The sequence below is a fragment of the Diaphorobacter sp. B2A2W2 genome, assembly GCF_056730635.1.
In genome coordinates this window covers 16,888-41,866 of the sequence record NZ_JBWZOR010000011.1, presented here as the reverse complement: position 1 = coordinate 41,866, position 24,979 = coordinate 16,888, and the positions used below count along the sequence as shown (strand labels likewise).

At 67.8% G+C, this 24,979-nt stretch carries 23 protein-coding genes and 1 tRNA gene; 7 read left to right on the top strand and 17 right to left on the bottom strand.

Features of this window, described 5'->3' with window-relative positions; all coding sequences use genetic code 11:
- Positions 1 to 122: 122 nt before the first annotated feature.
- The 3 genes from AC1PPL_RS16225 to AC1PPL_RS16215 all read right to left on the bottom strand — a co-directional run bounded on the left by AC1PPL_RS16225 (position 123) and on the right by AC1PPL_RS16215 (position 1,371).
- Positions 123 to 452 carry a KGG domain-containing protein gene (locus AC1PPL_RS16225; RefSeq protein ID WP_479973701.1) on the bottom strand — a complete coding sequence of 110 codons (330 nt, stop codon included), beginning with the start codon at positions 450 to 452 and terminating at the stop codon, positions 123 to 125.
- Between the two features lie 168 nt (positions 453 to 620).
- Positions 621 to 696, bottom strand: a tRNA-Arg gene (locus AC1PPL_RS16220).
- Between the two features lie 54 nt (positions 697 to 750).
- Positions 751 to 1,371: a TetR family transcriptional regulator gene (locus tag AC1PPL_RS16215; protein ID WP_012655391.1), complete on the bottom strand. Its 621-nt coding sequence runs from the start codon at positions 1,369 to 1,371 to the stop codon at positions 751 to 753.
- A 171-nt stretch (positions 1,372 to 1,542) separates the two neighbouring features.
- On the opposite strand from AC1PPL_RS16215, the gene AC1PPL_RS16210 reads away from it, so the two are divergent.
- The 4 genes from AC1PPL_RS16210 to AC1PPL_RS16195 all read left to right on the top strand — a co-directional run bounded on the left by AC1PPL_RS16210 (position 1,543) and on the right by AC1PPL_RS16195 (position 8,112).
- Entirely contained in the window at positions 1,543 to 2,817 is a 1,275-nt protein-coding gene (locus tag AC1PPL_RS16210; protein ID WP_287744771.1) for an efflux RND transporter periplasmic adaptor subunit, read from the top strand.
- Between the two features lie 18 nt (positions 2,818 to 2,835).
- Positions 2,836 to 5,982, top strand: a complete 3,147-nt coding sequence (locus AC1PPL_RS16205; protein WP_088887817.1) for an efflux RND transporter permease subunit — start codon at positions 2,836 to 2,838, stop codon at positions 5,980 to 5,982.
- A gap of 24 nt (positions 5,983 to 6,006) precedes the next feature.
- Positions 6,007 to 7,452, top strand: coding sequence for an efflux transporter outer membrane subunit (locus AC1PPL_RS16200; RefSeq protein WP_479973700.1), 1,446 nt, complete (start codon positions 6,007 to 6,009; stop codon positions 7,450 to 7,452).
- A gap of 120 nt (positions 7,453 to 7,572) precedes the next feature.
- Positions 7,573 to 8,112 carry a c-type cytochrome gene (locus AC1PPL_RS16195; protein WP_374608033.1) on the top strand — a complete coding sequence of 180 codons (540 nt, stop codon included), beginning with the start codon at positions 7,573 to 7,575 and terminating at the stop codon, positions 8,110 to 8,112.
- A 79-nt stretch (positions 8,113 to 8,191) separates the two neighbouring features.
- Here AC1PPL_RS16195 and AC1PPL_RS16190 read toward each other — a convergent pair whose 3' ends face one another.
- From AC1PPL_RS16190 to AC1PPL_RS16180, 3 genes are all read right to left on the bottom strand, one after another.
- Positions 8,192 to 8,731, bottom strand: a complete 540-nt coding sequence (locus tag AC1PPL_RS16190) for a DUF2946 family protein (protein ID WP_011803783.1) — start codon at positions 8,729 to 8,731, stop codon at positions 8,192 to 8,194.
- Between the two features lie 40 nt (positions 8,732 to 8,771).
- A complete protein-coding gene (locus AC1PPL_RS16185; RefSeq protein ID WP_287744766.1) occupies positions 8,772 to 9,776 on the bottom strand; it encodes a YheT family hydrolase in 1,005 nt (334 codons plus the stop codon).
- 72 nt (positions 9,777 to 9,848) lie between these two features.
- Positions 9,849 to 10,298, bottom strand: coding sequence for a YybH family protein (locus AC1PPL_RS16180; RefSeq protein WP_011803781.1), 450 nt, complete (start codon positions 10,296 to 10,298; stop codon positions 9,849 to 9,851).
- A gap of 144 nt (positions 10,299 to 10,442) precedes the next feature.
- On the opposite strand from AC1PPL_RS16180, the gene AC1PPL_RS16175 reads away from it, so the two are divergent.
- The 3 genes from AC1PPL_RS16175 to AC1PPL_RS16165 are packed head-to-tail and all read left to right on the top strand — an operon-like array spanning position 10,443 to position 12,555.
- Entirely contained in the window at positions 10,443 to 11,048 is a 606-nt protein-coding gene (locus AC1PPL_RS16175; RefSeq protein ID WP_287744764.1) for a LemA family protein, read from the top strand.
- A gap of 21 nt (positions 11,049 to 11,069) precedes the next feature.
- Entirely contained in the window at positions 11,070 to 11,978 is a 909-nt protein-coding gene (locus tag AC1PPL_RS16170; protein ID WP_312844568.1) for a TPM domain-containing protein, read from the top strand.
- A gap of 25 nt (positions 11,979 to 12,003) precedes the next feature.
- The gene (locus tag AC1PPL_RS16165; RefSeq protein WP_479973699.1) at positions 12,004 to 12,555 is read left to right on the top strand and encodes a TPM domain-containing protein; all 552 of its coding nucleotides are present in this window, start codon (positions 12,004 to 12,006) and stop codon (positions 12,553 to 12,555) included.
- 48 nt (positions 12,556 to 12,603) lie between these two features.
- Here the strand turns inward: AC1PPL_RS16165 and pdeM are convergent, their stop codons facing one another.
- From pdeM to atpE, 11 genes are all read right to left on the bottom strand, one after another.
- Entirely contained in the window at positions 12,604 to 13,278 is a 675-nt protein-coding gene (pdeM, locus tag AC1PPL_RS16160) for a ligase-associated DNA damage response endonuclease PdeM (RefSeq protein WP_479973698.1), read from the bottom strand.
- A gap of 3 nt (positions 13,279 to 13,281) precedes the next feature.
- Positions 13,282 to 16,194 carry a ligase-associated DNA damage response DEXH box helicase gene (locus AC1PPL_RS16155; RefSeq protein ID WP_479973697.1) on the bottom strand — a complete coding sequence of 971 codons (2,913 nt, stop codon included), beginning with the start codon at positions 16,192 to 16,194 and terminating at the stop codon, positions 13,282 to 13,284.
- 91 nt (positions 16,195 to 16,285) lie between these two features.
- Complete coding sequence (locus AC1PPL_RS16150; protein WP_479973696.1) at positions 16,286 to 17,965, bottom strand: ATP-dependent DNA ligase; 1,680 nt, start codon at positions 17,963 to 17,965, stop codon at positions 16,286 to 16,288.
- A complete protein-coding gene (locus tag AC1PPL_RS16145) occupies positions 17,965 to 19,065 on the bottom strand; it encodes a ligase-associated DNA damage response exonuclease (RefSeq protein WP_479973695.1) in 1,101 nt (366 codons plus the stop codon). Before AC1PPL_RS16145 ends, AC1PPL_RS16150 begins: the two co-directional genes overlap by 1 nt.
- A gap of 130 nt (positions 19,066 to 19,195) precedes the next feature.
- A complete protein-coding gene (locus tag AC1PPL_RS16140) occupies positions 19,196 to 19,612 on the bottom strand; it encodes a F0F1 ATP synthase subunit epsilon (protein WP_011803773.1) in 417 nt (138 codons plus the stop codon).
- Between the two features lie 75 nt (positions 19,613 to 19,687).
- Complete coding sequence (gene atpD, locus AC1PPL_RS16135; protein WP_012655377.1) at positions 19,688 to 21,094, bottom strand: F0F1 ATP synthase subunit beta; 1,407 nt, start codon at positions 21,092 to 21,094, stop codon at positions 19,688 to 19,690.
- Positions 21,095 to 21,136: 42 nt separating this feature from the next.
- Positions 21,137 to 22,003, bottom strand: a complete 867-nt coding sequence (gene atpG, locus AC1PPL_RS16130) for a F0F1 ATP synthase subunit gamma (protein ID WP_011803771.1) — start codon at positions 22,001 to 22,003, stop codon at positions 21,137 to 21,139.
- Positions 22,004 to 22,021: 18 nt separating this feature from the next.
- Complete coding sequence (gene atpA, locus AC1PPL_RS16125) at positions 22,022 to 23,581, bottom strand: F0F1 ATP synthase subunit alpha (RefSeq protein ID WP_011803770.1); 1,560 nt, start codon at positions 23,579 to 23,581, stop codon at positions 22,022 to 22,024.
- 46 nt (positions 23,582 to 23,627) lie between these two features.
- Positions 23,628 to 24,170, bottom strand: coding sequence for a F0F1 ATP synthase subunit delta (locus AC1PPL_RS16120; RefSeq protein WP_011803769.1), 543 nt, complete (start codon positions 24,168 to 24,170; stop codon positions 23,628 to 23,630).
- Between the two features lie 11 nt (positions 24,171 to 24,181).
- Positions 24,182 to 24,652, bottom strand: coding sequence for a F0F1 ATP synthase subunit B (locus tag AC1PPL_RS16115; RefSeq protein ID WP_012655376.1), 471 nt, complete (start codon positions 24,650 to 24,652; stop codon positions 24,182 to 24,184).
- Positions 24,653 to 24,687: 35 nt separating this feature from the next.
- Complete coding sequence (atpE, locus tag AC1PPL_RS16110; protein WP_011803767.1) at positions 24,688 to 24,936, bottom strand: F0F1 ATP synthase subunit C; 249 nt, start codon at positions 24,934 to 24,936, stop codon at positions 24,688 to 24,690.
- Positions 24,937 to 24,979 lie beyond the last annotated feature (43 nt).

Here is a 24,979-nt window from a genome sequence, read left to right as displayed (position 1 = left end):
GGATGTAGGAGCACGCTTATATAGCTGACAGCTTGGGGCTCAAGCGCGCGTGCCGACCCGCGCGGGACACCGGCTGGATCGAAGGCCCTGCCTACTGCGGGCCTCCGGTCCCGTGCCAGACGTCAACGGTCGTTCTTGTGGCTCTGGCTGCCGGCGTGTGCCTGCTGCTGGCCGCTGCCGCCCCGGGTATTGCCCGAGCCGGAAGAGGCGTTGTTGCCCCCACCGCCATGGCTCTTGGCCCCCGCAGCGCGGGCTTCCTGCGATGTGAACTCGTGGGCGTTGCCCGAAGCGTGCGCTGCACGCCCCCCCTCTGCGGCGATCTCGCGCTGACGGTCGGGGTCCATCGAGGCAAATCCGCGCCCCGAGCCCGACTGCCCTTGGTTGTTGTCCCGGCTCCCCTGGCTCTGATTGCGGTTGCCTTGGTTCTGGTTGCCCTGATTGGTGTTTGCCATTTCCATCTCCGGTAAGTTGAACAAGTCACACGGAAACTGCCGTGTGAAGTTCACTGTCGGGGGACTGCAAAGGGCCAACCGTAGGTTAGGGACTACCCGTCCGTAGGCGCGGCTTGACGAATGGACGGTGGGAACAAAAAAGCCCTTGGGAACAAGGGCTGGGGAATGTGGCGCGGCTGGCGGGGATCGAACCCACGACCCTTGGCTTCGGAGGCCAATACTCTATCCACTGAGCTACAGCCGCTGGGAAAGTCCGCCCGATGGCGAACAAGCGGCGGATTATCGCACGTGGCTGTGGCTACAGACGAAAACCCAACCCCCGCAGATAGGCGTCGATGGCGCCTCGGCTGACGGTCACCAGATCGAAGCGTCCATGGGTCAGCAACCAGGACTGCAGCAGGCCATCGAACAGCGCCTGTACACCCATCGCGGCGGTGTGTGGCTCCATCGGCAATTGCAGGTTCTGGTCTTCTGCCGCCGAACGCAATTCACCCTCGATCAGCGCGCAAAAATCTGCACAGCCTTCGATATGGTTGTCGCGCACCGCCGCGAGGTCGTTGACGTATTCGACCCGGTACAACGCGATCTCGAACACCCGGCGCGTGCGCTCGTCCTGGACGATGGTGCGTTGGACGAAGTCCACCATGGAGCGCAGCCGCTCCAACGGGGGCAGAGTGGCCATGCTGGCGCTCTTGCTGCCCACCTGCTCCAGCGGGTGGGTCACCCGGTCCATCATGGCATTGAACAAGGCCACTTTGTCCTTGAAATGCCAGTAGATCGCGCCGCGCGTGGCGCCCGCAGCCTGGGCAATGTCGCTCAGCGAGGCGCGCGACACGCCTTTTTCGTAGAACACACGCTCGGCAGCATCCAAAAGGCTGTTGCGCGTAGCATCTGCATCTTCCTTGGTACGTCGTGCCATGGATGGGAACCTCCAAAACGTGGATACGGCAACGGCCGCGCTTTCCACGTAATTATACATTCATGGATGTATGTATAATCATTCCCCTTTGCGCGTCTGTCATTCACCCGTGTCAGCATCACCCGCCGGTCTCAAACAACATCTAACGCATACCGCCGTCAAAGGATTTCCATGCCTCGCCTGAACAACGCAACAGCCCGTGCTATCTGCCCCTTCCAGCGCACCTCTGTCCCCGCAGCCCTCGCGGTTGCGCTGGCAGCGGCCCTTGCGCTCGGCGCCTGCAGCCAGAAAAGCGACGCCCCCACCGCGGGCGCATCACCCCGCGCACCGGAGGTGGGCGTGGTCACCGTGCAGCCAGGTGACATCGGGCTGGTCACCGAATTGCCCGGCCGGCTGGAAGCGTCGCGCGTTGCCGAAGTGCGCGCTCGGGCCGCGGGCATTCTGCAAAAGCGCCTCTTCAGGGAAGGCAGCGATGTGAAGGCCGGCCAGCAACTGTTCCTGATCGACAGCGCGCCCTACCAGGCCAGTGTGGCCCAGGCCGAAGCCAGCGTCGCCCAGGCCGAGGCGAGCCTGGCGCAAAGCCGTGCGCTGGCCGAGCGCTATCGCCCGCTGGTGGCCGTCAACGCCATCAGCAAGCAGGAATACGACAATGCGGTCGCCGCGCAGAAGACCGCCGAAGCCAATGTTGCCGCCGCAAAGGCCGCGCTGACCACGTCGCGCATCAACCTGGGCTATGCGACGGTCACCGCTCCGATTTCGGGCCGCATTGGCCGCGCCCTCGTCACGGAAGGCGCGCTGGTGGGCCAGGGCACACCCACCGAACTGGCGGTGATCCAGCAGATCGACCCGCTGTATATCAACTTCACGCAGTCCGCCTCGGAGGCCCTCAAGCTGAAGGCCGCCATGGCCAGCGGCAAGTACAAGCAGTCCGGTGCCAATGCGGCCAACGTGCGCGTAGTGCTGGAAGACGGCAGCGTGTATCCGCAGACCGGCCGCCTGCTGTTCACCGACCTCACCGTGGACGCCACCAGCGGCCAGGTGACCCTGCGTGCCGAAGTCCCCAACCCCGAGCGCGCCCTGCTGCCCGGCCTGTACGTGCGCGTGCGTCTCGAACAGGCCCAGGTGGACAACGGCATTCTGCTGCCCCAGCAGGCCGTCACCCGCTCCGGCAAGGCCGACACGGTGATGGTGGTGGGGCCCGACAACCACGTCACACCGCGCGTGGTCAAGCTCGGCCCGGCCCAGGGTTCCAACTGGGTGGTGCTCGACGGCCTGAAGTCGGGCGAACAGGTCATGGTGGACGGCTTTCAGAAGCTGCCCCGCGGCAAGCCGGGCGACCCGATCGTCGTCCAACCCGTGCCGTGGCAACCGCAAGGTGCCGCCAAGGCCCCAGCGGCGCCAGCGTCCGCCGCCAGCCAGCCCGCCGCAACGCCGGCCCAACAATAAGAACCAGGAGCGCGGCACATGGCCAAGTTCTTCATCGAGCGCCCCATTTTCGCGTGGGTGATCGCTATCTTCATCATGGTGGTCGGCGCGGTCTCGATCACCCAGCTACCCATTGCGCAGTACCCGGCGGTGGCGCCTCCGACCATCCAGGTATCGGTGGCCTATCCCGGCGCCACCGCCCAGACCCTGGAGGACAGCGTGCTCGCCGTCATCGAACGCGAGATGAACGGCGCCACCGGTCTGGCCTACATGGAAACCACCAGCCAGGCGAACGGCACGGGCTCGATCGTGCTGAGCTTCGAGCCAGGCACGAACGACGACCTGGCCCAGGTGGATGTGCAAAACCGCCTGTCGCGCGCCACCCCGCGCCTGCCAGCCGCGGTGACGCAGCAGGGCGTGCGCGTGGAAAAGTCGCGCTCCAACTTCCTGCTGTTCTCCATCCTCACGTCTGACAACCCCAACGTGAGCATCGAGGCACTCAACGACTATGCCGCGCGCAACGTGGTGCCTGAACTGCAGCGCCTGCCGGGCGTGGGCGGTGTGACGCAGTTCGGCTCCGAGCGTGCCATGCGCATCTGGATCGACCCGGTCAAGCTCAAGGGATTCAATCTCTCGCTCGACCAGGTCAATGCCGCGATCCGCGCCCAGAACGTGCAGGTGTCGGCCGGCAACCTGGGCGACCTGCCCGCCGCGGAAGGCCAGACCACCTCGGCCACCATCGTCGTCAAGGGGCAGCTGTCCACCGTGGAGCAGTTCGGCGACATCGTGCTGCGCGCCAACACCGACGGCTCCACCGTCCGCATGAAGGATGTGGCGCGCATCGAACTGGGCGCGCAAAGCTACAGCACCAGCGCGCGGCTGAACGGGTCGCCCTCGGTGGGCATGGGCGTGCAGCTCACCTCCACCGCCAACGCACTGGCCACGGCCGAAGCCGTGAAGACCAAGCTGGCCGACCTGCAGAAGTACTTTCCCGAAGGCGTGAAGTACGCGATTCCCTACGACACCTCCACCTTCATCTCGGTGTCCATCGAGAAAGTGGTCCACACGCTGCTGGAAGCCGTGGCGCTGGTGTTCCTGGTGATGTTCCTGTTCCTGCAGAACTTCCGCTACACCATCATCCCCACCATCGTGGTGCCGGTGGCGCTGCTGGGCACCTTCGGCGCCCTGCTGGCCATGGGCTTCTCGATCAACGTGTTGACCATGTTCGGCATGGTGCTGGTGATCGGCATCGTGGTGGACGACGCCATCGTGGTGGTGGAGAACGTGGAGCGCATCATGGCCGAGGAGGGGCTGCCGCCGCTGCAGGCCACGCGCAAGGCCATGGGCCAGATTTCTGGCGCCATCGTGGGCGTGACCGTGGTGCTGATCTCGGTGTTCGTGCCGCTGGCGTTCTTCGCGGGCTCCACCGGCAACATCTACCGCCAGTTCGCGGCCACCATGGGCACGTCGATTGCGTTCTCGGCCTTCCTGGCACTGTCGCTGACGCCCGCGCTGTGCGGCACGCTGCTCAAGCCCGTCGCGGAAGACCACCACGAGAAGAAAGGCTTCTTCGGCTGGTTCAACCGTGTCTTCAAGAGCACCACGCACCGCTATGAGTCGGGCCTGTCCCGCCTCGTGCGCCGCGGCGGCCGCATGCTGATCATCTACGCCGCGCTGATCGGTGCCGTGGGCATCGTGTACATGCGCCTGCCCACCTCCTTCCTGCCCAATGAAGACCAGGGCTACCTGATCGCCAACGTGCAACTGCCCGCCGGGGCATCGCTGGAGCGCACGCAGAGCGCACTGAGCGCGGTGGAGGACTTCGCCCTGAAGCAGACCGAGGTGAATGACATCGTCACCGTGGCGGGCTTCTCGTTCTCCGGCCAGGGGCAGAACGCGGGCCTGGCGTTCATCACCCTCAAGGATTGGAGCGAGCGCCCCGGCGCCGCGCACTCCGCCGACGCCGTGGCCGGCCGCGCTATGGGCGCGCTGTCGGGCTTCCGCGATGCCTTCATCTTCGCGCTCAGCCCGCCGCCGATTCCCGAGCTGGGCACGGCCTCGGGCTTCACGTTCCGGCTGCAGGACCGCGGGTCCAAGGGCCACGACGCCCTGGTGGCGGCACGCAACCAGCTGCTGGGCATGGCGTCGCAGAGCAAGGTGCTCGCTGGCGTGCGCCCCGACGGCATGGAAGACGCACCCCAGATGCAGATCAACATCGACCGCGACAAGGCCAATGCCCTGGGCGTGTCGTTCGATAGCATCAGCAGCGCCCTGGGCACCGCGCTCGGCTCGTCTTATGTGAACGACTTCCCTAACCAGGGCCGGTTGCAGCGCGTGGTGGTGCAGGCCGATGCCTCGGCACGCATGCAGCCCGAGTCGGTGCTGGATCTGCCCGTGCTCAACAACAAGGGGCAGGTGGTGCCGCTGTCTACTTTCGCGTCCACGCAATGGATCAGCGGTGCCATGCAGACTGTGCGCTACAACGGCTATCCGGCGATGAAGATCGCCGGCAATGCGGCACCGGGCTTCAGTACCGGCGACGCCATGCAGGAGATGGAGCGCCTGTCCGCGCAGCTGCCCGAGGGCTTCGGCTTCGAATGGACGGGCCAGTCGCGCGAGGAAAAGCTCGCGGGCTCGCAGGCCATGGTGCTCTACGCGTTCTCGCTGCTGGCGGTGTTCCTCTGCCTGGCAGCGCTGTATGAGAGCTGGTCCATCCCGTTCTCGGTCCTGCTGGTGGTGCCGCTCGGCGTGCTGGGCGTGGTGCTGGCAACGCTGCTGCGCGGCATGTCCAACGACGTGTACTTCCAGATCGGCCTGGTGACCATCATCGGCCTGTCGGCGAAGAACGCCATCCTGATCATCGAATTTGCCAAGGACCTGCAGGCCTCGGGCAAGAGCGTGATCGAGGCAGCCCTGGAGGCGGCCCACCTGCGCTTTCGCCCCATCATCATGACGTCGCTGGCCTTCACGCTGGGCGTAGTGCCGCTGTTCCTCGCATCGGGCGCCAGCTCGGCGAGCCAGCGCGCCATCGGCACCGGGGTGATCGGCGGGATGATCACCGGCACGCTGCTGGCCGTGGTCTTCGTGCCCGTGTTCTTCGTGGTGGTGCGCAGCTTCTTCAAGGGCAGCCGCCGCCAGCAAGAGCATGACGCCCAGCAGGCACTCCAACACCGCGGCGAGGCCTGAGCCCCGCCGGCAGGAGAACAACCTATGCAATCGCACACCCTGAACCGCGCGCGCCCTGCGCGCGCCCTCTCCCCCCTGCTAGCCGCGGCGCTGGTGGCGGGCTGCAGCTTCATCCCCACCTACGAACGTCCTGCGGCCCCCGTGCCGCAGGCCTATCCGCTGGCGGGGGCCGAATCCACCACCTCCGCGCGTGCCGCGGCGGACATCGACTGGAAGGAATACTTCACCGACCCCCGCCTGCAGCGGCTGATCGGCATGGCCCTGGGCAACAACCGCGACCTGCGCGTGGCCATGCTCAATGTCGAGCAGGCGCGCGCGCAATTCCAGATCCAGCGCGCCAACCAGTTCCCCACGGTCAACGCCATCGCCAGCGGCACGCGCCAGCCCAGCGCGACCACGGGCAGCTACGCCAACCAGTTCCAGGTGGGCCTGGGCATCTCGGCCTGGGAGATCGACTTCTTCGGGCGCGTGGCGGCCCTCAAGGAGCAGGCCCTGGCCCAGTACCTGGCCACGGACGAGGCGCGCAAGTCGGCGCAGATCAGCCTGGTGGCGGCCGTGGCCTCGGGCTGGCTCACACTGATGGCCGACGAGGAGCTGCTCGACATCTCGCGTCGCACGCTGGAAACGCGCGATGAGTCGGTCAAGCTCACACGCCTGCGCCTGGAGAACGGCGTGAGCTCCGAGCTCGACAACCGCCAGGCCGAGAGCCTGGCCCAGACCGCACGCGCCACCTATGCGCAGCAGCAGCGCCAGCGCATGCTCGATGAAAACGCGCTGGTCCTGCTGCTGGGCCAGCCGCTGCCCGACGACATCCGTGCCAGCCTGCCCTCCTCGCGCCTGGCCGACGCCACGCCCATGCAGGCGCTGCCCGCGGGCCTGCCTTCCGACCTGCTGGTGCGCCGCCCGGACGTGCGCATGGCCGAGCAGCAGTTGATCGGCGCCAACGCCAACATCGGCGCGGCGCGCGCGGCGTTTTTCCCGCGCATCTCGCTCACCGCCCAGTTCGGCACCGTGAGCGATGAGCTGTCGGGGCTGTTCAAGAGCGGCTCGTGGGCGTTCTCTCTGGCGCCGCAGCTGGCCCTGCCGATCTTCGATGCCGGCCGCAACCAGGCGGGGTTGGAGTCCGCGCGCGCGGGCCGCGAAATCGCCGTGGCCCAGTATGAGAAATCCATCCAGACCGCGTTCCGCGAGGTGTCCGACGCCCTGGCCGGCCAGGCCACGCTGCAGGAGCAGGTCGACGCCCAGCGTGCCCAGGCGCAGGCGGATGCCAAACGCTTCGAGCTGTCGGACCTGCGCTATCGCAACGGCGTGGCCAGCTACCTGGACCTGCTGGATGCGCAGCGCTCGCTGTTCGCCACCCAGCAGTCGCTGGTGGTGACACGCCTGCAGCAACTGCAGAACCAGGTGACGCTCTACAAGGTGCTGGGCGGCGGCTGGACCGCTCCCGCCGAAGAGACCCCACGCTCCTGACATAGGTCACGACGCGCGCCTGCCCGTTTTTTCCCCAACGGGCGGGTGTGGAGCGCGCTCCTATAATCGAAAAGTCTTTTCCCTTCAGCCCCCAGTACAACAGAATCACCAGAGGATCCCATGAGCGACACCCACGACGAAGCGCATACCGGACCGATCAAGAACCCCAAGCAACTCCTGGTCACCGTCATTTTTGCGTTTGTGCTCCCGGTGTTCGCCATCATCGGCCTGGTGCTGTTCGTCACGGCCGACAAGAAGCCGGCGGCCGGCTCCGCCAACCCCGAACTGGCCGTGGCCCAGCGCATCCAGAAGATCGGCAACGTCGAGGTGCGCGACGCCAACCGCCCGCTGCGCACAGGCGAAGCCGTCTTCCAGGGGCAGTGTGCCGCCTGTCACGCCACCGGCGCCGCGGGCGCGCCCAAGCTGGGTGACACCGCCGCCTGGGCGCCGCGCATTGCCACGGGCTTCGAAGCCCTGGTGCAATCGGCCCTCAAGGGCAAGGGCGCCATGGCACCGCAGGGTGGCGGCGACTTCGACGACACCGAGATCGCGCGCGGCGTGGCCTACATGGCCAATGCCGCCGGCGCCAAGTTCGAGGAGCCCAACCGTCCCGGCGCCGAAGGCGGCGCGGCCGCTGCGAGCGCACCTGCCTCCAACTAAGGCACTTTTCGCCTCGTCACAAGCCGGCCGCGTGCCGGCTTGTTGGTTTCTGGCAGGGGGTTTTCTGCAGTGCGGCGCGTTACGCAGGCAGTGGGCCCGCAGCCGCCTGCGGGCTCGGCACAAAGCCGTAGGCACCGGGCAGGTCGGCCGCCAGCACCTCGCGTGGCGTCCAGCGGCCCTGATCGATCTGGCGCGCCAACGCCTCCACATCCAGGCTGTGCACCAGGCCCAGGCCGGCGGTGCAGGCCAGGTACACGCGGCCGGCCTCGTCCACCAGGCACTCATTCACCCGACCGGCCGGCCGGCCGGTGTGCGCCACGGGCTCGCCGTCGGCGCCCAGACGCCAGATCAGCGGTGTGGCCTCCAGTTCCACATAGACGCGCTGCGGTCCGTTCTGGAAGAACCAGCGGCCTTCACCATCCGCCTCATAGTTGCGGTGGATGAATTCGATCAGCTTGGCATGCTCCAGCCGCGTTCCGCGCGCCACGGCGAAGCCGCCCTGTAACTGCACGGCGTCATCGCGCAGGTACCAGTGGCCGCGCGCATCCAGCCCCAGCCAGCCGTAGCAGGCCGGCACGTTGGGCCATTTGGCGATGGCCTGCTTGACGATGTCATCCATGACAGCGATTGTGCGCCCTCGTCCGCGCCCCCGCAGGCATTCACCCCAGCGCCGCATGGTCGGCCAGCCAGGCGGCCACGGCTTCGGGCAGGGCACGCACATGGCCGGGCCAGCCACCCTGCGCAAAGCCGACGTGGCCGCCATGCGCCGGCTGCCAGAGCGTGACCGCGGGCGCCACCTCACCGTCGCGCGGCAGGCTGGCGCCGGGCACGAAGGGATCGTTGCGCGCATTGACCAGCAGCGCCGGCACGCGCACCGCAGGCAGCAGCGGCTTGGCCGACGCGCGGCGCCAGTAGTCGTCTGCATCGCGAAAGCCGTGCAGCGGCGCGGTGAAGAGGTCGTCAAAAGCGTGCAGGTCGCGCGCGGCCAGCAGGGCCGCCCGGTCGAACAGGCCGGGGTACTGCGCCAGCTTGGCCAGCGCCTTGGGCACCATGGTGCGCAGGAACATGCGCGTGTACACCTGCCGGTTGAAGCCCCGTCCGATGGCGTGGCCGCCGGCCGCCAGGTCCAGCGGAGCGCACACGCTGGCGATGGCGTCCGCGCTGGCGAGCGCGCGGCCGCCCTGCTCGCCGGCCCAGCGCATCAGCGCATTGCCGCCCAGCGACACCCCCACGGCCAGCAGCGGCGCCCGCGCCCCACCGCCGGTCCGCTGCAACCCGGCCAGGCGCCGGAGGATCCAGTCGATCTCTTCATGGTCGCCCGAATGGTAGGCGCGCGGCGCGCGGTTGATCTCGCCGCTGCAGCCGCGAAAGTGCGGCACGGCAAAACCCCAGCCGCGCTCGCGGGCCACGCCGGCGAAGGCCTGCGCATAGTGGCTGCGCGACGAGCCTTCCAGTCCATGGAACAGCACCAGCAGCGGCGCGGGGGCCGCGCCCGCCGCGGCACACGGCCACAGGAAGTCCACGTCCACGAAATCGCCGTCGGGCGCCAGCCAGCGCTCGCGCACATAGGCCGGCGGCGGCCCCAGCGTGCGCCGCGCCCACAGCGCGGGCCAGATGGTCTGTGCATGGCCGCCGGGCAACCACCAAGGCGCTTCATATTTCATAGCTGGAAGCGATTGCTGGTATTGTGTTGAAGGCCAATTTGACCCATAAACCAGCCCATCAAAGGCTTGGCATCAATGCAGCAGGTGCCCGGCGGGCGCAGCGCCCTCGGCCTCGTGCATGCCGGCGGCGCTGGCATGGTGCGCCACCAGGCGCCAGCCTTGCGGGGTCTTGTGGTAGACGTTGGTGGCCTGCACCACGGCCTCGCGCGGACCGTCGGGCAGCATCACACGCACATGTTCCAGCACGCTGTGCACGGCACTCGCCAAGGCCTGCACGCGCATCACCTGCGCGGGATGCACGTTGAGGCCGCCCTGCTGCAGCAAGGTGGCGAACGCCGCGCGGATGGCGGCGGGCCCCACGTGGCGCGCGGCGCCGGGGTGCACGCAGACGATGTCGTCCTCGTCGGCCCAGCAGGCCATCACGCGCTCCACGTCGCCGGCTTGCAGGGCGTCGTAGAACGCGGCTTCCAGATCGTCGGGGGAACCGGCCAGGGCGGCCGCGCGCAGCGGGGTTCGGGGCATGGCGAAGTGTCGGTGGTTGCAACCCAGCCGCGTATTGTGCCGTTCGATGGCCCTGTCATGCGCCTGGCCGATGCATGCACAATGATCGGCATGCGCGGCGCCGTGCCGCCCGTCTTTCTTCTGCATTGCAAAGGCCTGTTCACCATGAAACGACTCATCGCCATGCTTGCCGCCGTGCTGGCCCTCTCGGGCTGCGGCTACAACGACTTCCAGCGCCTGGACGAGCAGTCCAAGGCCGCGTGGAGCGAAGTGCTCAACCAGTACCAGCGCCGCGCCGACCTGGTGCCCAACATCGTGGCCACCGTCAAGGGCGAGGCGGCATTCGAGCAGGAGACGCTGACTAAGGTGATCGAGGCGCGCGCCAAGGCCACCTCGATCCAGGTGACGCCCGAAACCCTCAACAACCCCGAGGCGTTCAACAAGTTCCAGCAGGCGCAGGGCGAGCTGTCCAGCGCGCTATCGCGCCTGATGGTGGTGGCCGAGCGTTACCCGCAGCTGCAGGCCAACCAGGCCTTCCGCGACCTGCGCGTGACGCTGGAGGGCACCGAGAACCGCATCACCGTGGCACGCAACCGCTACATCCAGACCGTGCAGGAGTACAACGTGCTCGCACGCAGCTTCCCCACCAACCTCACGGCCATGGTGTTCAGCTATGAACCCAAGCCCAGCTTCACGGTGGCGAACGAGGCCGAGATCTCTGCGCCGCCCAAGGTGGATTTCTCTAGCCCCGCACCCGCCTCCAAGCCCTGACATCAGGGTTGTAAGCAAAATATGCCGCTAGCGCTTGCCCTTCAAGCGCTGATAGCTATATTTCTTGTAGCTATCGGAGCCCTCCCCGCCACCGCGCAGCCCCTGCGCGCGGTGCCTGCATTGCAAGCGCGCGTGATCGACCAGACCGGCACGCTGAACGACACGCAGCGCCAGGGGCTGGAGGCGCGCCTGGCCGCCATCGAGCAGCAGCACGGCTCGCAGGTGGTGGTGCTGATGGTGCCCACCACCGCGCCCGAGGACATCGCCGCCTTCGCCAACCGCGTGGGCAACGCCTGGAAGATCGGCCGCAAGGACGTGGGCGATGGCGTGCTGGTGGTCGTGGCCAAGGACGACCGGCGCATGCGCATCGAGGTGGCCAAGGCGCTGGAAGGCGCCATACCCGACATCGCCGCCGCGCGCATCATCGACGGCGCGATGAAGCCGCGCTTTCGCGAGGGCGACTTTGCCGGCGGGCTGGACGCCGCGGTGCAGCAAATCGGCGCGCGCATCGCGGGCGAAAACCTGCCCGCGCCGCAAAGCAGCCAGCAAGGCGACTGGCAGGGCCGCGGCGCGTCCGCGGGCTTTGACTGGACAGACCTGGCCGTCTTCCTCTTCTTCGGCGTGATGGTGGCGGGCCCCGTGGTGCGCCGGCTGTTCGGCCAGCGCCTGGGCGGCCTGGTGATGGGCGGCGGCGCTGGGTTCCTGGCCTTCATCGTCACCTCCAGCCTGCTGCTGGCGGGTGGCGCGGGGCTGCTGGCGCTGCTCTACACCTGGATCTTTGCGGGCCGCGGCGGCCCCGTGGTGTGGCACGGCGGCGGCGGCGGCTGGGGAGGCGGTCACGGCGGTGGCTGGGGCGGTGGAGGCGGTGGTGGATTCGGCTCGGGCGGCGGCGGAGACTTCGGCGGCGGCGGTGCATCGGGCGACTGGTAGGGCGGCAAGCACAGAGCGAAACACCATGGTCACACCCTCTTCATCCCCACCTTCCGGCGTGCTGGCGCGCCTGGCGCGGCTGCTGCGGCACCGTTGGTCCGACGGCGGCCTGCACCAGGCCCTGCCACCCGAGGTGCTGGAGCGCCTGGGCCAGCGCGTGGCCGCCAGCGAGCGCCGCCACACCGGCCAGATCCGCATCTGCGTGGAAGGCGGCCTGCCGCTGTCGTACCTGTGGCGTGGCGCCACGGCGCGCGAGCGCGCGGTCACGCAGTTCGGTAAGCTGCGTGTGTGGGACACCGAACACAACAACGGCGTGCTCATCTACCTGATGCTGGCCGAGCATGCCATCGAGATCGTGGCCGACCGCGCTCTGGCGCGCCGCGTGCCCCCGGCGACATGGCGCAGCATGGTGTCGCACATGGCCGAGGCTTTCCGCCAAGGCCGGCACGAGGACGGTCTGACCCAGGCGCTGAGCGAGGTCTCTGCGCTGCTCGTGGAACACTTCCCGGCCACCAAGGGCGTGGACCGGCCGAACGAGCTGCCCGACGCCCCCGTCATCCCGGGCACGGTGGACTGAGTACCAGAGCACGCCTTGCGAGGCGGAACTCCCTTTTCGATCACCCCTTCAGGGCAACGCCCAGACGCGCCCCGCCCCCACCGCGAAGCGCTGGCGCCCCGGCGCGGCGGGCACGGCATGGCCGCCGGTGAACTCGCCAAAGGCCGGCAACACCAGCAGTCCCGGCTCCGCCACGAAACAGGGCATGCGCAACGCATCGCGCCCGCCGCCGTACAGCACGGCCGTGGGGTGCAGGTGTCCGGCCAGCACCCACTGCCCCGCGCGGTGCTGTGGATGGTGGCAGCAGGCGAAAGGTCCCAGAGACCAAGGCTCCTCCACGATGCGCGCGCCCAGCCACGCCGGTGGGTCGCCCGCGTGGCGGTCGTGGTTGCCGCACACCAGCACCAGTTCCAGTGCCGCATGGTCCTCGCGCCAAGCGGCCAACGCGCGCAGCAACGCGGGCGCGTGGGCCTCGGCCGCATGCAGGAAGTCGCCCAGCACCACCAAGCGCTGCACGCCGGGGTGGCGCGCCAGCAACTGCGCCAGCCGAGCCAGGTTGCCCTGCGTGGTGCCCGCGGGCACGGGCAGGCCGCGCGCGCGGAAGGTGGCGGCCTTGCCCAGGTGCAGGTCGGCCAGGCACAGCATGGCGCCCTCCGGCCACCACAGCGCGCGTTCGGGCAGCAGCCACACGGTGGTGCCGGCCAGGTCCACGGCCAGGTCGGCGGGCGGATCAGGCGCATGCATGGGTCACAGGCGCGGCAACGGGCGCGAAGGTTTGCGCGCGCGGCGCGGGGAACGGCCCCGCGCCGCGGCCGGCGCGGCGCCCGTGCCCTCGGAGGCATCGGCAAAGTCCAGCGTGTCGCGCAGTGCGTCGGTAACGGCGGACGATGCTTCCTGCCGCGGTGGCGCGGCCGGGGGGGCGGCGCGCCGGCGGCGCGGCGGGTCAGGGGGCACAACGTCCTGCACCGGTGGGGCGGATACGGGTTTGCGCGCGCTGGCGGCGGCTTCCATGTCGCCCAGCATGCGCGCGATGCGGTCGGCCAGCGCCTCGTTGCTGAGCTGCTCGCGAAAGCGCTCCACCATCAGCGGAAAGGCCAGCGGCCCGGGTCGCACGAGAGGCTGCACCATGAGCTGCTGCGCCTGCATGCGTGTGAGCGCCGCCAGCAGCTGTGCCACGTCCAGCTCCTGGCTCAGCACTTCCTGGTCGGCCTGGCGCAGCAGCAGGTTGCCCGCGTCATAACGCCGAAAGACCTCGAAGAACAACTGTGAAGACGCCTGCAACTGGCGCGCGCTGCGCTGCTCGCCCGGGTGGCTTTGAAAGATGAGCCCCGCCACGCGCGCAATCTCGCGAAAGCGCCGGCGCGCCATCTCGGTGGCGTTGAGACTGGCCAGCACCTCGTGCAGCAACGCTGCGCGCGCGTCACGCTCTTGCGGCACCGACTCGGGCGCCGTGGCGTTGGCAGTGTTGCGAATGGCCAGCGCCTCGTCGGGCGCCAGGGCGTGCGCCTGCCGGGCGGCCTGCGGCGCGGCGGCGTCGGTGCGCAGCAGGTCGGGCAGCAAGGCCGGCCAGTCGCGTTCTGTGGCGGACAGCAGCTCCAATCCATAGTCGTTCACCGCGATCGAGAAGGTGCCCGGCACCCCCTGGGCCGCGCGCCAGGCGAACAGGCTGGCCAGCCCGATGTGCGCATGCCGGCCGGCAAACGGGTAGAGGAACAGGTGCCAGCCCTCACGCGTGCGCAGCGTCTCGGCCAGCAGCGTGCCCGGCGTGGGCAGGGCGGACCAGCGGCGCTGCACCTCCAGCAGCGGGCGCACGGCGCGCAGCTCGGGGCTGGCGTAGCGGCCCCGCCCCGCCTGCGCGAGCTGTTGCACCACGTAGTCGGCCAGCACGGTGGACAGCGGCATGCGCGAGCCGTTCCAACGCGGCACCGTGGGCTGGCGCCCCGGCGCGCGCCGCACGAAGGCGGTCATCTCGCGCGTGCGCACCAGTTCCAGCACCTGCCCGGCGAACACGAAGCAATCGCCCGGCGACAGCCGCGCGATGAAGCCCTCTTCCACCGCGCCCAGGCGAGCGCCCTGCAGAATCTGCACCTGCATGCTGGCATCGCTCACGATGGTGCCGATGTTGGCGCGGTGGCGGCGCGCCAGGCGCGCATCGGGCAGGCGCCACACACCGTTCTCGTCCGGCACGACACGGCGGTAGTCCGGGTAGGCCGCCAGGGCGCTGCCGCCACGCGCAACGAAATCCAGGCACCACTGCCACACGCCGCGCGGCAGCGTGCGGTACGCGGCCGTGCGGCGCACCTCGGCATACAGCGCCTCGGGCTCGAAGCCCCCGCCCAGCGCCACCGTGGCCAGGTGCTGCACCAGCACGTCGACGGGCTGGTGTGGCGAGACGCGCTTTTCCACCCGCCCGGCATGCACCGCGGCGCGCGCGGCGGCGGCCTCCACCAACTCCAGGCTGTGCGTGGGCACCAGCGTGATGCGCGAGGGCCGCCCTGGTGCGTGGCCCGAGCGGCCGGCGCGCTGCAGCAGGCGCGCCACGCCCTTGGCCGAGCCGATCTGCAGCACGCGCTGTACCGGCAGAAAGTCCACACCCAGGTCCAGGCTGCTGGTGCAGACCACGGCGCGCAGGCTGCCGCTCTTGAGCCCCGCTTCCACCCATTCGCGCACACCGCGGTCCAGCGAGCCGTGATGGATGGCGATCTGCCCCGCCCAGTCCGGCCGCGCATCCAGCACCGCCTGGTACCACTGCTCGGCCTGCGAGCGCACGTTGACGAACACCAGCGTGGTGCCGGGCGACTCCTCCAGCGCGCGCACCACCGCCGGCAGCATGGCCAGGCCCAGGTGGCCGGCCCAGGTGAAGCGCTCGGGCCGCTCGGGCAGCAGGGTGTCCACCACCAGGCGCTTTTCCACGCGGCCGCGCACCAGCGTGCCGCCCTCCCGGCCCAGCAGCGTCTGCATGGCCTCGGGCAGGTTGCCCAGCGTGGCCGACATGCCCCAGACCATGAGCTGCGGGTTCCAGCCCGCGAGCCGCGCCAACGCCAACTGCACCTGCACGCCGCGTTTGTTGCCCAGCAGCTCGTGCCATTCATCCGCCACCACCAGGCGCACGCGGGCCAGTTGCTCGCGCGCGTCCGCGCGCGCCAACAGCAGCGACAGGCTTTCGGGGGTGGTCACGAGCACCGTGGGCAGACGCCGCGCCTGCGCGCTGCGTTCGGCGCTGCCGGTATCGCCCGTGCGGGCGCCCAGGCTCCAGCGCGCCAGGCCGGCATGCTGTGCGGCCAGGGCCTGCAGCGGCGCCGCCAGCGCACGCAGCGTGTCGGCGGCCAGCGCGCGCATGGGCGTGATCCACAGCACGGTGAGTGGTGCGGTCCGCGGTGCCGCTTCGCTAGTAATAGCGCTTAGCGCTGGATGGACGGGCGCTACAGGCCGTTTTGAGTCCCCGTCAGCGAAGGCCTGTAGCGCCCCGAGCCACACCGCATAAGTCTTGCCGGCGCCCGTGGTGGCGTGCAGCAGGCCCGAGCGTCCCTGCGCGATGGCGCGCCACACCTGGCGCTGGAAGGCGAATGGCGCCCAGCCGCGCGTGGCCAGCCAGCCCGTCGCGAGGGGGAAGCGCGGGGCGGTCACGGCACCCCCCGTTGCACCGCGCGGCCAAGGCATTGCCGCCGCGCGGGCCACTGCATTTCAAGGGAAAATCGCCTGCAGCGCCCGTCCATCCAGCGCCAACAGCTCTTGTATTCATAGCACCAGATCATGGCGTAGCAGGCAACAGCGCTGCCAGCGTATCCAGCGAATCAGCCTCGTCCACCGGCTTGTCCTCACGCCAGCGCAGCATGCGCGGGAAGCGCACGGCGATGCCGCTCTTGTGCCGCGCGCTGCGCGCTATGCCCTCAAAACCCAGCTCGAACACCAGCGTGGGCCGCACGCTGCGCACCGGGCCGAAGCTCTCCACCGTGGTCTTGCGGATGATGGCGTCCACCCGCGCCATCTCGGCATCGGTGAGGCCCGAATACGCCTTGGCAAACGGCACCAGCGTGCGCCCCTCGGTGCCCTGCGGCGCACTCCACACGGCGAACGTGTAGTCGCTGTACAGGCTGGCGCGGCGCCCGTGGCCTCGCTGCGCATAGATGAGCACGGCGTCCACGCTCATCGGGTCGATCTTCCACTTCCACCAGATACCCACGTCCCGGGTGCGGCCCACACCATAGTGCGCCGTGCGCCCTTTGAGCATCATGCCCTCCACGCCCAGGGCACGCGCGCTGTCCCGCAGGCGTGCCAGTTCGGCCCAGCTCTGTCCCTGCAGCACCGGGCTGGGCACCAGCGCCGGGTGGTCGGTGCGCGCCAGCAGCGCGTCCAGCCGCGCGCGCCGCGCCTGCAGCGGCAGGCCGCGCAGGTCCTGGCCGTGTTCCTCCAGCAGGTCGTAGGCCAGCAGCACCACGGGCACCTCGCGCAGCAGCTTGGCGCCCAGTGACTTGCGGCCGATGCGCTTTTGCAGGTCGGCAAACGGGCGCGGCTGCGCCGGCGCATCCGCTCGCGCGGGCTGCCAGACGACGATCTCGCCGTCGAGCACCGTGCCGTCGGGCAGGGCTTCGTCGCCCAGCGCCTGCAGTTCGGGGAAGCGATCGGTCACCAACTCCTCCCCGCGCGACCACAGCCAAGTGGCGCCCCCGCGCCGCACGAGCTGGGCGCGGATGCCGTCCCACTTCCATTCCACGATCCAGTCCGCCGGCGGGCCAAGCGCGGCGTCAAACTGCGCCACCGGCAGCTGCAGCGGGTGCGCCAGAAAGAAGGGATAGGGATGGCCCTGGGCTTCCGCAGCCTGCGCGCCCGCACCATCTCCCTGGGGCGCCACGAGGCGCTGGTAGTCGGCCGCCCCGGGCTGCGCGCCCACGTGGGTGTAGCCCATGAGGCGCTGGGCGATGCGCTTGGCGTCCACGCCGCTCACGGCCGCGAGCGCCTGCGTGACCTGCAAGCGCGACACGCCCACGCGGAAGGCCCCCGTGATGAGCTTGAAGTACACCAGCCGCTCCTCGGGCGCCAGCCGTGCCCATTGCGCACCCAGCCGTTCAGCCTGGGTGTCGGGCGCCAGGCCGCGCAGCGGCAGCAGGTGTTCGCGCATCCATGCGGCCAGCCCCAGGGCGTGCGCCTGCGTGCGCGGGGGCAGCAGCAGTGCGATGGTCTCGGCCAGATCGCCCACAGCCTCGTAGCTTTCGTCGAACAGCCATTCCGGCAACCCCGCCGCCTCGCGCGCCACCGCGCGCAGCAGCTTGGTGGGCACGAGTTGGCGTGGTTTGCCACCCGCGAGGAAGTAGACGGCCCAGGCGGCATCCTCGGGTGGCGCACCCCGCAGATAGTCGCGCAGCGCGGCCTGCTTGGCGAGGCTGGACGTGCTGGCATCCAGCGCCTGGTAGAGCGCGGCAAAGGCTTGCATCAGGAGGTGCCTCCGGCCGCGTCGCCTGCGTCGGCTTCCGGTGCAGTGGACGCTGCAGTTGGCGCGTCGGCCGGCGCTGCCTCGTCCTCGTCGCCGTATTCGGTGGCGAAAGCCTGGGCATCCAGCCCTTGCTCGCGCAGCCAGCGGACCATGACGGCCACGCTGCCGTGGGTGACGAACACGCGCTCGGCCCCCGTGGCGGCAATCGCCTGCTGCAGGCCCGGCCAGTCTGCGTGATCGGAGAGCACAAAACCACGATCCACCCCGCGGCGGCGACGCGTGCCGCGCAGCTGCATCCAGCCGCTGGCAAAGGCATCGGCGTGGCGTGGGAAGCGGCGCATCCATGGAGTGCCTTGCGCCGAGGGCGGCGCCAGCACCAGCGCGGTCTCGCGCGTCGCGGCGTCCAGTGACGCGTCGGTGGCCCCCTGCGTGGGCGGCAGGCGCACGCCGGCGGCGCGGTAAGCGGCATTGAGGGGCTCCACCGCGCCATGCATGAGCAGCGGACCAATGCTGGCATCTACGCCATGCAGGATGCGCTGGGCCTTGCCGAACGCGTAGCAAAACAGCACCGAAGGGCGGCGCAGGGCCGCGTTGGAACGCCACCAGTCGTTGATCTGGGTCTGCAGGACGGCCTGTGCGGGCCAACGGTAGATGGGCAGGCCGAAGGTGGATTCGGTGATGAACGTGTCGCAGCGCACGGGCTCGAACGGCGCGCAGGTGCCGTCGGCCTCCAGCTTGTAGTCACCCGAGGCCACCCACACGCGACCGCCGTGCTCCAGCCGCACCTGGGCCGAGCCCAGCACATGGCCCGCAGGGTGCAGTGAGATGCGCACGCCGTTGTGGTGCAGGGGTTCCCCGTAGGCCAGCGTTTGCAAAGCGATGTCCGCCCCCAGCCGACCGCGCAGGATACCCGCGCTGTGCTCGTGCGCCAGGTAGTGTCCGTGTCCGCGCCGCGCGTGGTCGCCATGGCCATGGGTGATGACGGCCCGGTCCACCGGCCGCCAGGGGTCGATGTAAAAGCCACCCGGTGGACAATACAGCCCTTCGGGGCGCGCTACCACCAGGGCGTCTGCCGCGGACTCTGCCAAAGGGTTGACCATGGCCCATGCTAGCGTCGCGTTGGGCCTGGCTGGCGTCGGACGGCGCCGATGGACGAGCGCCATAGCGGGCCCACCCATAACGACAAAAACCGCCCGAAGGCGGCTTTTGCGATGGAAGGCGATCAGTCGATCAGCGCTTCTGGCGGAACTTGCGCAGCGCGGCAATCTGCGCTGCCATCACGGCCAGCTCGGACTGGGCGCGCGCCAGATCGATCTCGCTCTTGGCGTTCTTCAGGGCTTCCTCGGCCGCAGCCTTGGCTTCCTGCGCCTTCTGGTCGTCCAGGTCACGGCCACGGATGGCGGTGTCGGACAGCACGGTCACGCAGTCGGGCTGCACTTCCAGAATGCCACCGGCCACGAAAACGAACTCTTCGTTGCCGTCAGGCAATTCGATGCGCACCGAACCCGGCTTGATGCGGGTGATGAGTGGCGTGTGGCGCGGATAGATGCCCAATTCGCCCGCTTCGCCGGGCAGCGCGACGAAGCGCGCCTCGCCGGAGAAGATGGACTCTTCGGCACTGACCACATCAACATGGATGGTGTTCATCTTTGCTCCTAGAAAAAGGGAATGGCAAGCCTGTAGGGCTCACGAGGGCCGGACGCGGGGCCGGCCTTCGGACCATCAGGCCACCTTCTTCGCCTTTTCGAAGGCTTCGTCGATGGTGCCAACCATGTAGAAGGCCTGCTCGGGCAGGTGGTCGCATTCGCCAGCCACGATCATCTTGAAGCCACGGATGGTCTCGGACAGCGGCACGTACTTGCCAGGCGAGCCCGTGAACACCTCGGCCACGTGGAACGGCTGCGACAGGAAACGCTGGATCTTGCGGGCACGGGCCACGACCAGCTTGTCCTCGGGGGCCAGCTCGTCCATACCCAGAATGGCGATGATGTCGCGCAGTTCCTTGTAGCGCTGCAGGGTACCCTGCACTTGGCGGGCCACTTGGTAGTGCTCTTCACCCACGACCTGCGGGTCCAGCTGGCGGCTGGTGGAGTCCAGCGGGTCCACGGCAGGGTAGATACCCAGAGCGGCGATGTCACGCGACAGCACCACGGTGGAGTCCAGGTGGGCGAAGGTGGTGGCGGGCGACGGGTCGGTCAAGTCGTCGGCAGGCACGTACACGGCCTGAATGGACGTGATGGACCCGACCTTGGTCGAGGTAATACGCTCTTGCAGACGGCCCATTTCCTCGGCCAGCGTAGGCTGGTAGCCCACGGCGGAAGGCATCCGACCCAGCAGGGCGGACACTTCGGTACCGGCCAGCGTGTAACGGTAGATGTTGTCCACGAAGAACAGCACGTCGCGGCCTTCGTCGCGGAAGGACTCGGCGATGGTCAGGCCGGTCAGGGCCACGCGCAGACGGTTGCCCGGGGGCTCGTTCATCTGGCCGTAGACCATGGCCACCTTGGACTCGCCCAGGTTCTCCAGATTCACGACGCCGGAGTCGGCCATCTCGTGGTAGAAGTCGTTGCCCTCGCGGGTACGCTCACCCACGCCAGCGAACACGGACAGACCCGAGTGCGCCTTGGCGATGTTGTTGATGAGCTCCATCATGTTCACGGTCTTGCCCACGCCGGCACCACCGAACAGGCCCACCTTGCCGCCCTTGGCGAACGGGCACACCAGGTCGATCACCTTGATGCCGGTCTCGAGCAATTCCTGCGAAGGGCTCAGCTCGTCATAAGCGGGGGCCTTGCGGTGGATGGAAGCCGTCAGGCTCTGGTCCACGGGGCCGCGCTCGTCGATGGGGTTGCCCAGCACGTCCATGATGCGGCCCAGCGTGGCCTTGCCCACGGGGACGGTGATGGGGTTGCCGGTGTTCGTGACCATCAGGCCACGCTTGAGACCGTCCGAAGAACCGAGCGCAATGGTACGCACCACGCCGTCGCCCAGCTGCTGCTGCACTTCCAGCGTCAGGGGCGAGCCCTCGAGCTTCAGGGCGTCATACACCTTGGGCATCTGGTCGCGCGGGAACTCCACGTCCACCACGGCGCCGATACATTGAACAATCTTGCCTTGCACTTGAGCCATTTGATTTGCTCCAAAAATTTAAACCGAGACCCGAAGGCGGCGTCAGACTGCCGCGGCACCTGCAACGATCTCCGAAAGTTCTTTCGTGATCGCCGCTTGGCGCGTCTTGTTGTAGACCAGTTTGAGCTCGTTGATGACGTTACCGGCGTTGTCGGTGGCGGCCTTCATGGCCACCATGCGCGCGGACTGCTCCGAGGCCATGTTCTCTGCCACTGCCTGGTAGATCAGCGACTCGACATAGCGCACCAGCAGTTCGTCGATCACGCTCTGCGCATCAGGCTCGTAGATGTAATCCCAACCATGGCCGGTCTTCTGGGCCTGCATCTGCTCAGACGACAGGGGCAGCAACTGCTCCACCACCGATTCCTGCTTCATGGTGTTGATGAACTTGGTGTAGCTTAGGTACACCGCGTTGATCTTGCCTTCCGCGTAAGCATCCAGCAGCACCTTCACCGGTCCGATCAGCTTGTCCAGGTGCGGCGTATCGCCCAGCCCGGTGGCATGCGCCACGACCTTGGCACCCACGCGGTTGAGGAAGCCCAACCCCTTGTTGCCAATAGCCACCGACTGCACATCGACACCCGTAGACTGCAGTTCGCGCAGCTTGGTGGTGACGGCGCGCAGCACGTTGGTGTTCATGCCTCCGCACAGGCCCTTGTCGGTCGTCACGACAATAATGCCAGCCGCCTTCGCATCGTTCGCCTTCATGAAAGGGTGCACGTACTCAGGGTTGGCCTCGCCGAGGTGGGCGGCAATGTTGCGCACCTTCTCGGCATAGGGTCGGGCGGCACGCATGCGGTCTTGCGCCTTGCGCATCTTAGACGCGGCCACCATTTCCATGGCCTTGGTGATCTTCTTGGTGTTTTCCACCGATTTGATCTTGCCGCGTATTTCCTTACCTGCTGCCATGATGGTTCCTCGTCCGATTTAAACGAACGACTTCTTGAACGCCGTGATGGCTTGCGTCAGTTCGGCTTCGTCCTTGCCTTCCTTGTCGAACGCGCGGTTCTGCTGCAGGCGGTCCAGCAGCGCACCGTGGCTCGTCTTCAGGTACTGGTGCAGGCCGGCTTCGAAGGCCAGCACCTTCTTCACGTCCACGTCGTCCAAGAAGCCCTTGTTCACCGTGAAGAGCGTCGCGCCCATCAGGGCCGTGCTCAGCGGGCTGTACTGGGGCTGCTTGAGCAGTTCCGTCACGCGGGCGCCGCGGTCCAGCTGCTTGCGCGTGGCTTCGTCCAGGTCGGAGGCGAACTGCGCGAACGCCGCGAGTTCACGGTACTGGGCCAGGTCGGTACGGATACCGCCGGACAGACCCTTGATCAGCTTGGTCTGGGCGGCACCCCCCACGCGCGACACCGAGATACCGGCGTTGATGGCGGGGCGAATACCAGCGTTGAACAGGCTGGTTTCCAGGAAGATCTGACCGTCGGTGATCGAGATCACGTTGGTTGGAACGAAGGCAGACACGTCGCCGGCCTGGGTTTCGATCACGGGCAGTGCGGTCAGCGAACCCGTCTTGCCCTTGACCTCGCCCTTGGTGAAGGCTTCCACATAGTCGGCATTCACACGGGCTGCACGCTCCAGCAGGCGGCTGTGGAGATAGAACACGTCGCCGGGGAAGGCTTCGCGGCCTGGCGGGCGGCGCAGCAGCAGCGAAACCTGGCGGTAGGCCACAGCTTGCTTGGACAGGTCGTCGTACACGATCAGCGCGTCTTCGCCACGGTCGCGGAAGTATTCGCCCATCGTGCAGCCGGAGTAGGCCGACACGTACTGCATGGCGGCGGACTCGGAAGCCGAAGCCGCCACGACGATGGTGTATTCCATGGCGCCGGCCTGTTCCAGGGCGCGCACCACGTTCTTGATCGACGATGCCTTCTGGCCGATGGCGACGTAGATACACGTCACGCCCTGGCCCTTCTGGTTGATGATGGCGTCGATGGCCACTGCCGTCTTGCCGGTCTGGCGGTCGCCAATGATCAGCTCACGCTGGCCACGGCCGATTGGCACCATGGAGTCGATGGACTTCAGGCCGGTTTGCAGCGGCTGGTCCACGGACTGGCGCGCGATCACGCCGGGAGCGACCTTCTCGATCACGTCCGTCATCTTGGCGTTGATCGGACCCTTGCCGTCGATCGGCTGGCCGAGAGCGTTCACCACGCGGCCGATCAGTTCCGGGCCCACCGGCACTTCCAGAATGCGGCCCGTGCACTTCACGGTATCGCCTTCAGAAATGTGCTCGTACTCGCCCAGAATCACGGCGCCGACGGAGTCGCGCTCGAGGTTCAGGGCCAGGCCGAAGGAGGGCTGACCGTCTGCCGCAGCAGGGAATTCGAGCATTTCGCCCTGCATCACGTCCGACAGGCCGTGGACGCGCACGATACCGTCGGTCACGGACACCACGGTGCCCTGGTTGCGGATATCGCTGCTGGCTGCCAGACCTTCGATGCGGCTCTTGATCAGTTCAGAAATTTCTGCGGGATTGAGTTGCATGACTCTTTCCTTCTTTCTTGGGGGTATAGCCGAGACCTCACGCCCATCAGGCGGTGAGGGCAGCTTTCATTTGTTCCAGACGGGCTTTGACGGAAGTGTCGAGCACCTCGTCGCCCACCACCACGCGCACGCCGCCGATCAGGGTCTCATCCAACTGCACGGAGAGATTGAGCTTGCGACCGAAGCGCTTTTCAAGCGTGGCACCCACATCGGTCAGAGCGCCCGCATCCAGCGGGAAGGCGCTATACACCACGGCATCCGAAGTGCCGTGGCTGCGATTGACCAGCGTACGGAACTGGGCCGCGATTTCAGGCAGCGCCTGCACGCGCCCGTTGTCGATCACGGTACGCAGGAAGTTCTTGGCCAGGTCAGGCAACGCCGAGCGGGCCACGCCCACGATGACGTCGAACACCTGCTCGCCCGTCACCTTGGGGTTGTCCGCCAGTTGGCGCAATTGGGGATTGGCGGCAATCGCCGCCAGCTCGTCCACCCAGGCTGTGGCGCCATTCAGGTCCACACCGGCTTGGTCGGTGCAGGCCTTGTACAGCGCCTCGGCGTAAGGGCGGGCAATGGTGGCGAGTTCAGCCATTGAATGCTCCCTTACAGCTCGGTCTTCAGACGGTTCAGCAGATCGGCATGAACGCCGGCATTGACTTCCTTGCGGAGAATCTGCTCAGCCCCCTTGACGGCCAGGGCCGCCACCTGCTCGCGCAGGGCTTCACGTGCCTGGATCGCTTGCTGCTCGGCCTCGGCACGGGCAGCAGCGACGATCTTGTTGCCTTCGTCGTTGGCGCGCGCCTTGGCCTCTTCGATGATGGCCTGTGCGCGGCGCTCAGCGTCGGCCAAGCGTGTCGCGGTTTCGTTGCTGGCGGCAGCCAGTTCCTGCTTCACACGCTGGTCGGCAGCAGCAAGCTCGGTCTTGGCACGATCGGCAGCTGCGAGACCATCGGCGATTTTCTGGGCTCGCTCATCCAGCGCCTTCGCGATCGGGGGCCACACGAACTTCATCGTGAACAGCACCAGGATCAGGAAAACAATGGCCTGAACGAACAGGGTCGCGTTGATACTCACGGCAACACCTTTCTTTCTAGGGCGTTGACGGAGGCTTAGGCCAGAACGAAGGGGTTGGCGAAAGCGAACAGCAGAGCGATGGCCACGCCGATCAGGAAGGCGGCGTCGATCAGACCTGCCAAGATGAACATCTTGGTTTGCAGTTCGTTGATCAGCTCAGGCTGGCGTGCGGAGGATTCCAGGAACTTGCCACCCATCAGGGCAATACCGATCGAAGCGCCGATAGCGCCGAGGCCCACGATCAGACCACAAGCCAGAGCGACGAGACCGAGAATGTTTTCCATGATGACTCCTAGGATGAAAAGAAAGGAAGGTTGAGAAAGGAAA

Bases quoted from the DNA above. Each gene is read 5' to 3' on its own strand.
- AC1PPL_RS16225 (WP_479973701.1), bottom strand. From the start codon at position 452: ATGGCAAACACCAATCAGGGCAACCAGAACCAAGGCAACCGCAATCAG.
- AC1PPL_RS16215 (WP_012655391.1), bottom strand. From the start codon at position 1,371: ATGGCACGACGTACCAAGGAAGATGCAGATGCTACGCGCAACAGCCTT.
- AC1PPL_RS16210 (WP_287744771.1), top strand. From the start codon at position 1,543: ATGCCTCGCCTGAACAACGCAACAGCCCGTGCTATCTGCCCCTTCCAG.
- AC1PPL_RS16205 (WP_088887817.1), top strand. From the start codon at position 2,836: ATGGCCAAGTTCTTCATCGAGCGCCCCATTTTCGCGTGGGTGATCGCT.
- AC1PPL_RS16200 (WP_479973700.1), top strand. From the start codon at position 6,007: ATGCAATCGCACACCCTGAACCGCGCGCGCCCTGCGCGCGCCCTCTCC.
- AC1PPL_RS16195 (WP_374608033.1), top strand. From the start codon at position 7,573: ATGAGCGACACCCACGACGAAGCGCATACCGGACCGATCAAGAACCCC.
- AC1PPL_RS16190 (WP_011803783.1), bottom strand. From the start codon at position 8,731: ATGGATGACATCGTCAAGCAGGCCATCGCCAAATGGCCCAACGTGCCG.
- AC1PPL_RS16185 (WP_287744766.1), bottom strand. From the start codon at position 9,776: ATGAAATATGAAGCGCCTTGGTGGTTGCCCGGCGGCCATGCACAGACC.
- AC1PPL_RS16180 (WP_011803781.1), bottom strand. From the start codon at position 10,298: ATGCCCCGAACCCCGCTGCGCGCGGCCGCCCTGGCCGGTTCCCCCGAC.
- AC1PPL_RS16175 (WP_287744764.1), top strand. From the start codon at position 10,443: ATGAAACGACTCATCGCCATGCTTGCCGCCGTGCTGGCCCTCTCGGGC.
- AC1PPL_RS16170 (WP_312844568.1), top strand. From the start codon at position 11,070: ATGCCGCTAGCGCTTGCCCTTCAAGCGCTGATAGCTATATTTCTTGTA.
- AC1PPL_RS16165 (WP_479973699.1), top strand. From the start codon at position 12,004: ATGGTCACACCCTCTTCATCCCCACCTTCCGGCGTGCTGGCGCGCCTG.
- pdeM (WP_479973698.1), bottom strand. From the start codon at position 13,278: ATGCATGCGCCTGATCCGCCCGCCGACCTGGCCGTGGACCTGGCCGGC.
- AC1PPL_RS16155 (WP_479973697.1), bottom strand. From the start codon at position 16,194: ATGCCTTGGCCGCGCGGTGCAACGGGGGGTGCCGTGACCGCCCCGCGC.
- AC1PPL_RS16150 (WP_479973696.1), bottom strand. From the start codon at position 17,965: ATGCAAGCCTTTGCCGCGCTCTACCAGGCGCTGGATGCCAGCACGTCC.
- AC1PPL_RS16145 (WP_479973695.1), bottom strand. From the start codon at position 19,065: ATGGTCAACCCTTTGGCAGAGTCCGCGGCAGACGCCCTGGTGGTAGCG.
- AC1PPL_RS16140 (WP_011803773.1), bottom strand. From the start codon at position 19,612: ATGAACACCATCCATGTTGATGTGGTCAGTGCCGAAGAGTCCATCTTC.
- atpD (WP_012655377.1), bottom strand. From the start codon at position 21,094: ATGGCTCAAGTGCAAGGCAAGATTGTTCAATGTATCGGCGCCGTGGTG.
- atpG (WP_011803771.1), bottom strand. From the start codon at position 22,003: ATGGCAGCAGGTAAGGAAATACGCGGCAAGATCAAATCGGTGGAAAAC.
- atpA (WP_011803770.1), bottom strand. From the start codon at position 23,581: ATGCAACTCAATCCCGCAGAAATTTCTGAACTGATCAAGAGCCGCATC.
- AC1PPL_RS16120 (WP_011803769.1), bottom strand. From the start codon at position 24,170: ATGGCTGAACTCGCCACCATTGCCCGCCCTTACGCCGAGGCGCTGTAC.
- atpE (WP_011803767.1), bottom strand. From the start codon at position 24,936: ATGGAAAACATTCTCGGTCTCGTCGCTCTGGCTTGTGGTCTGATCGTG.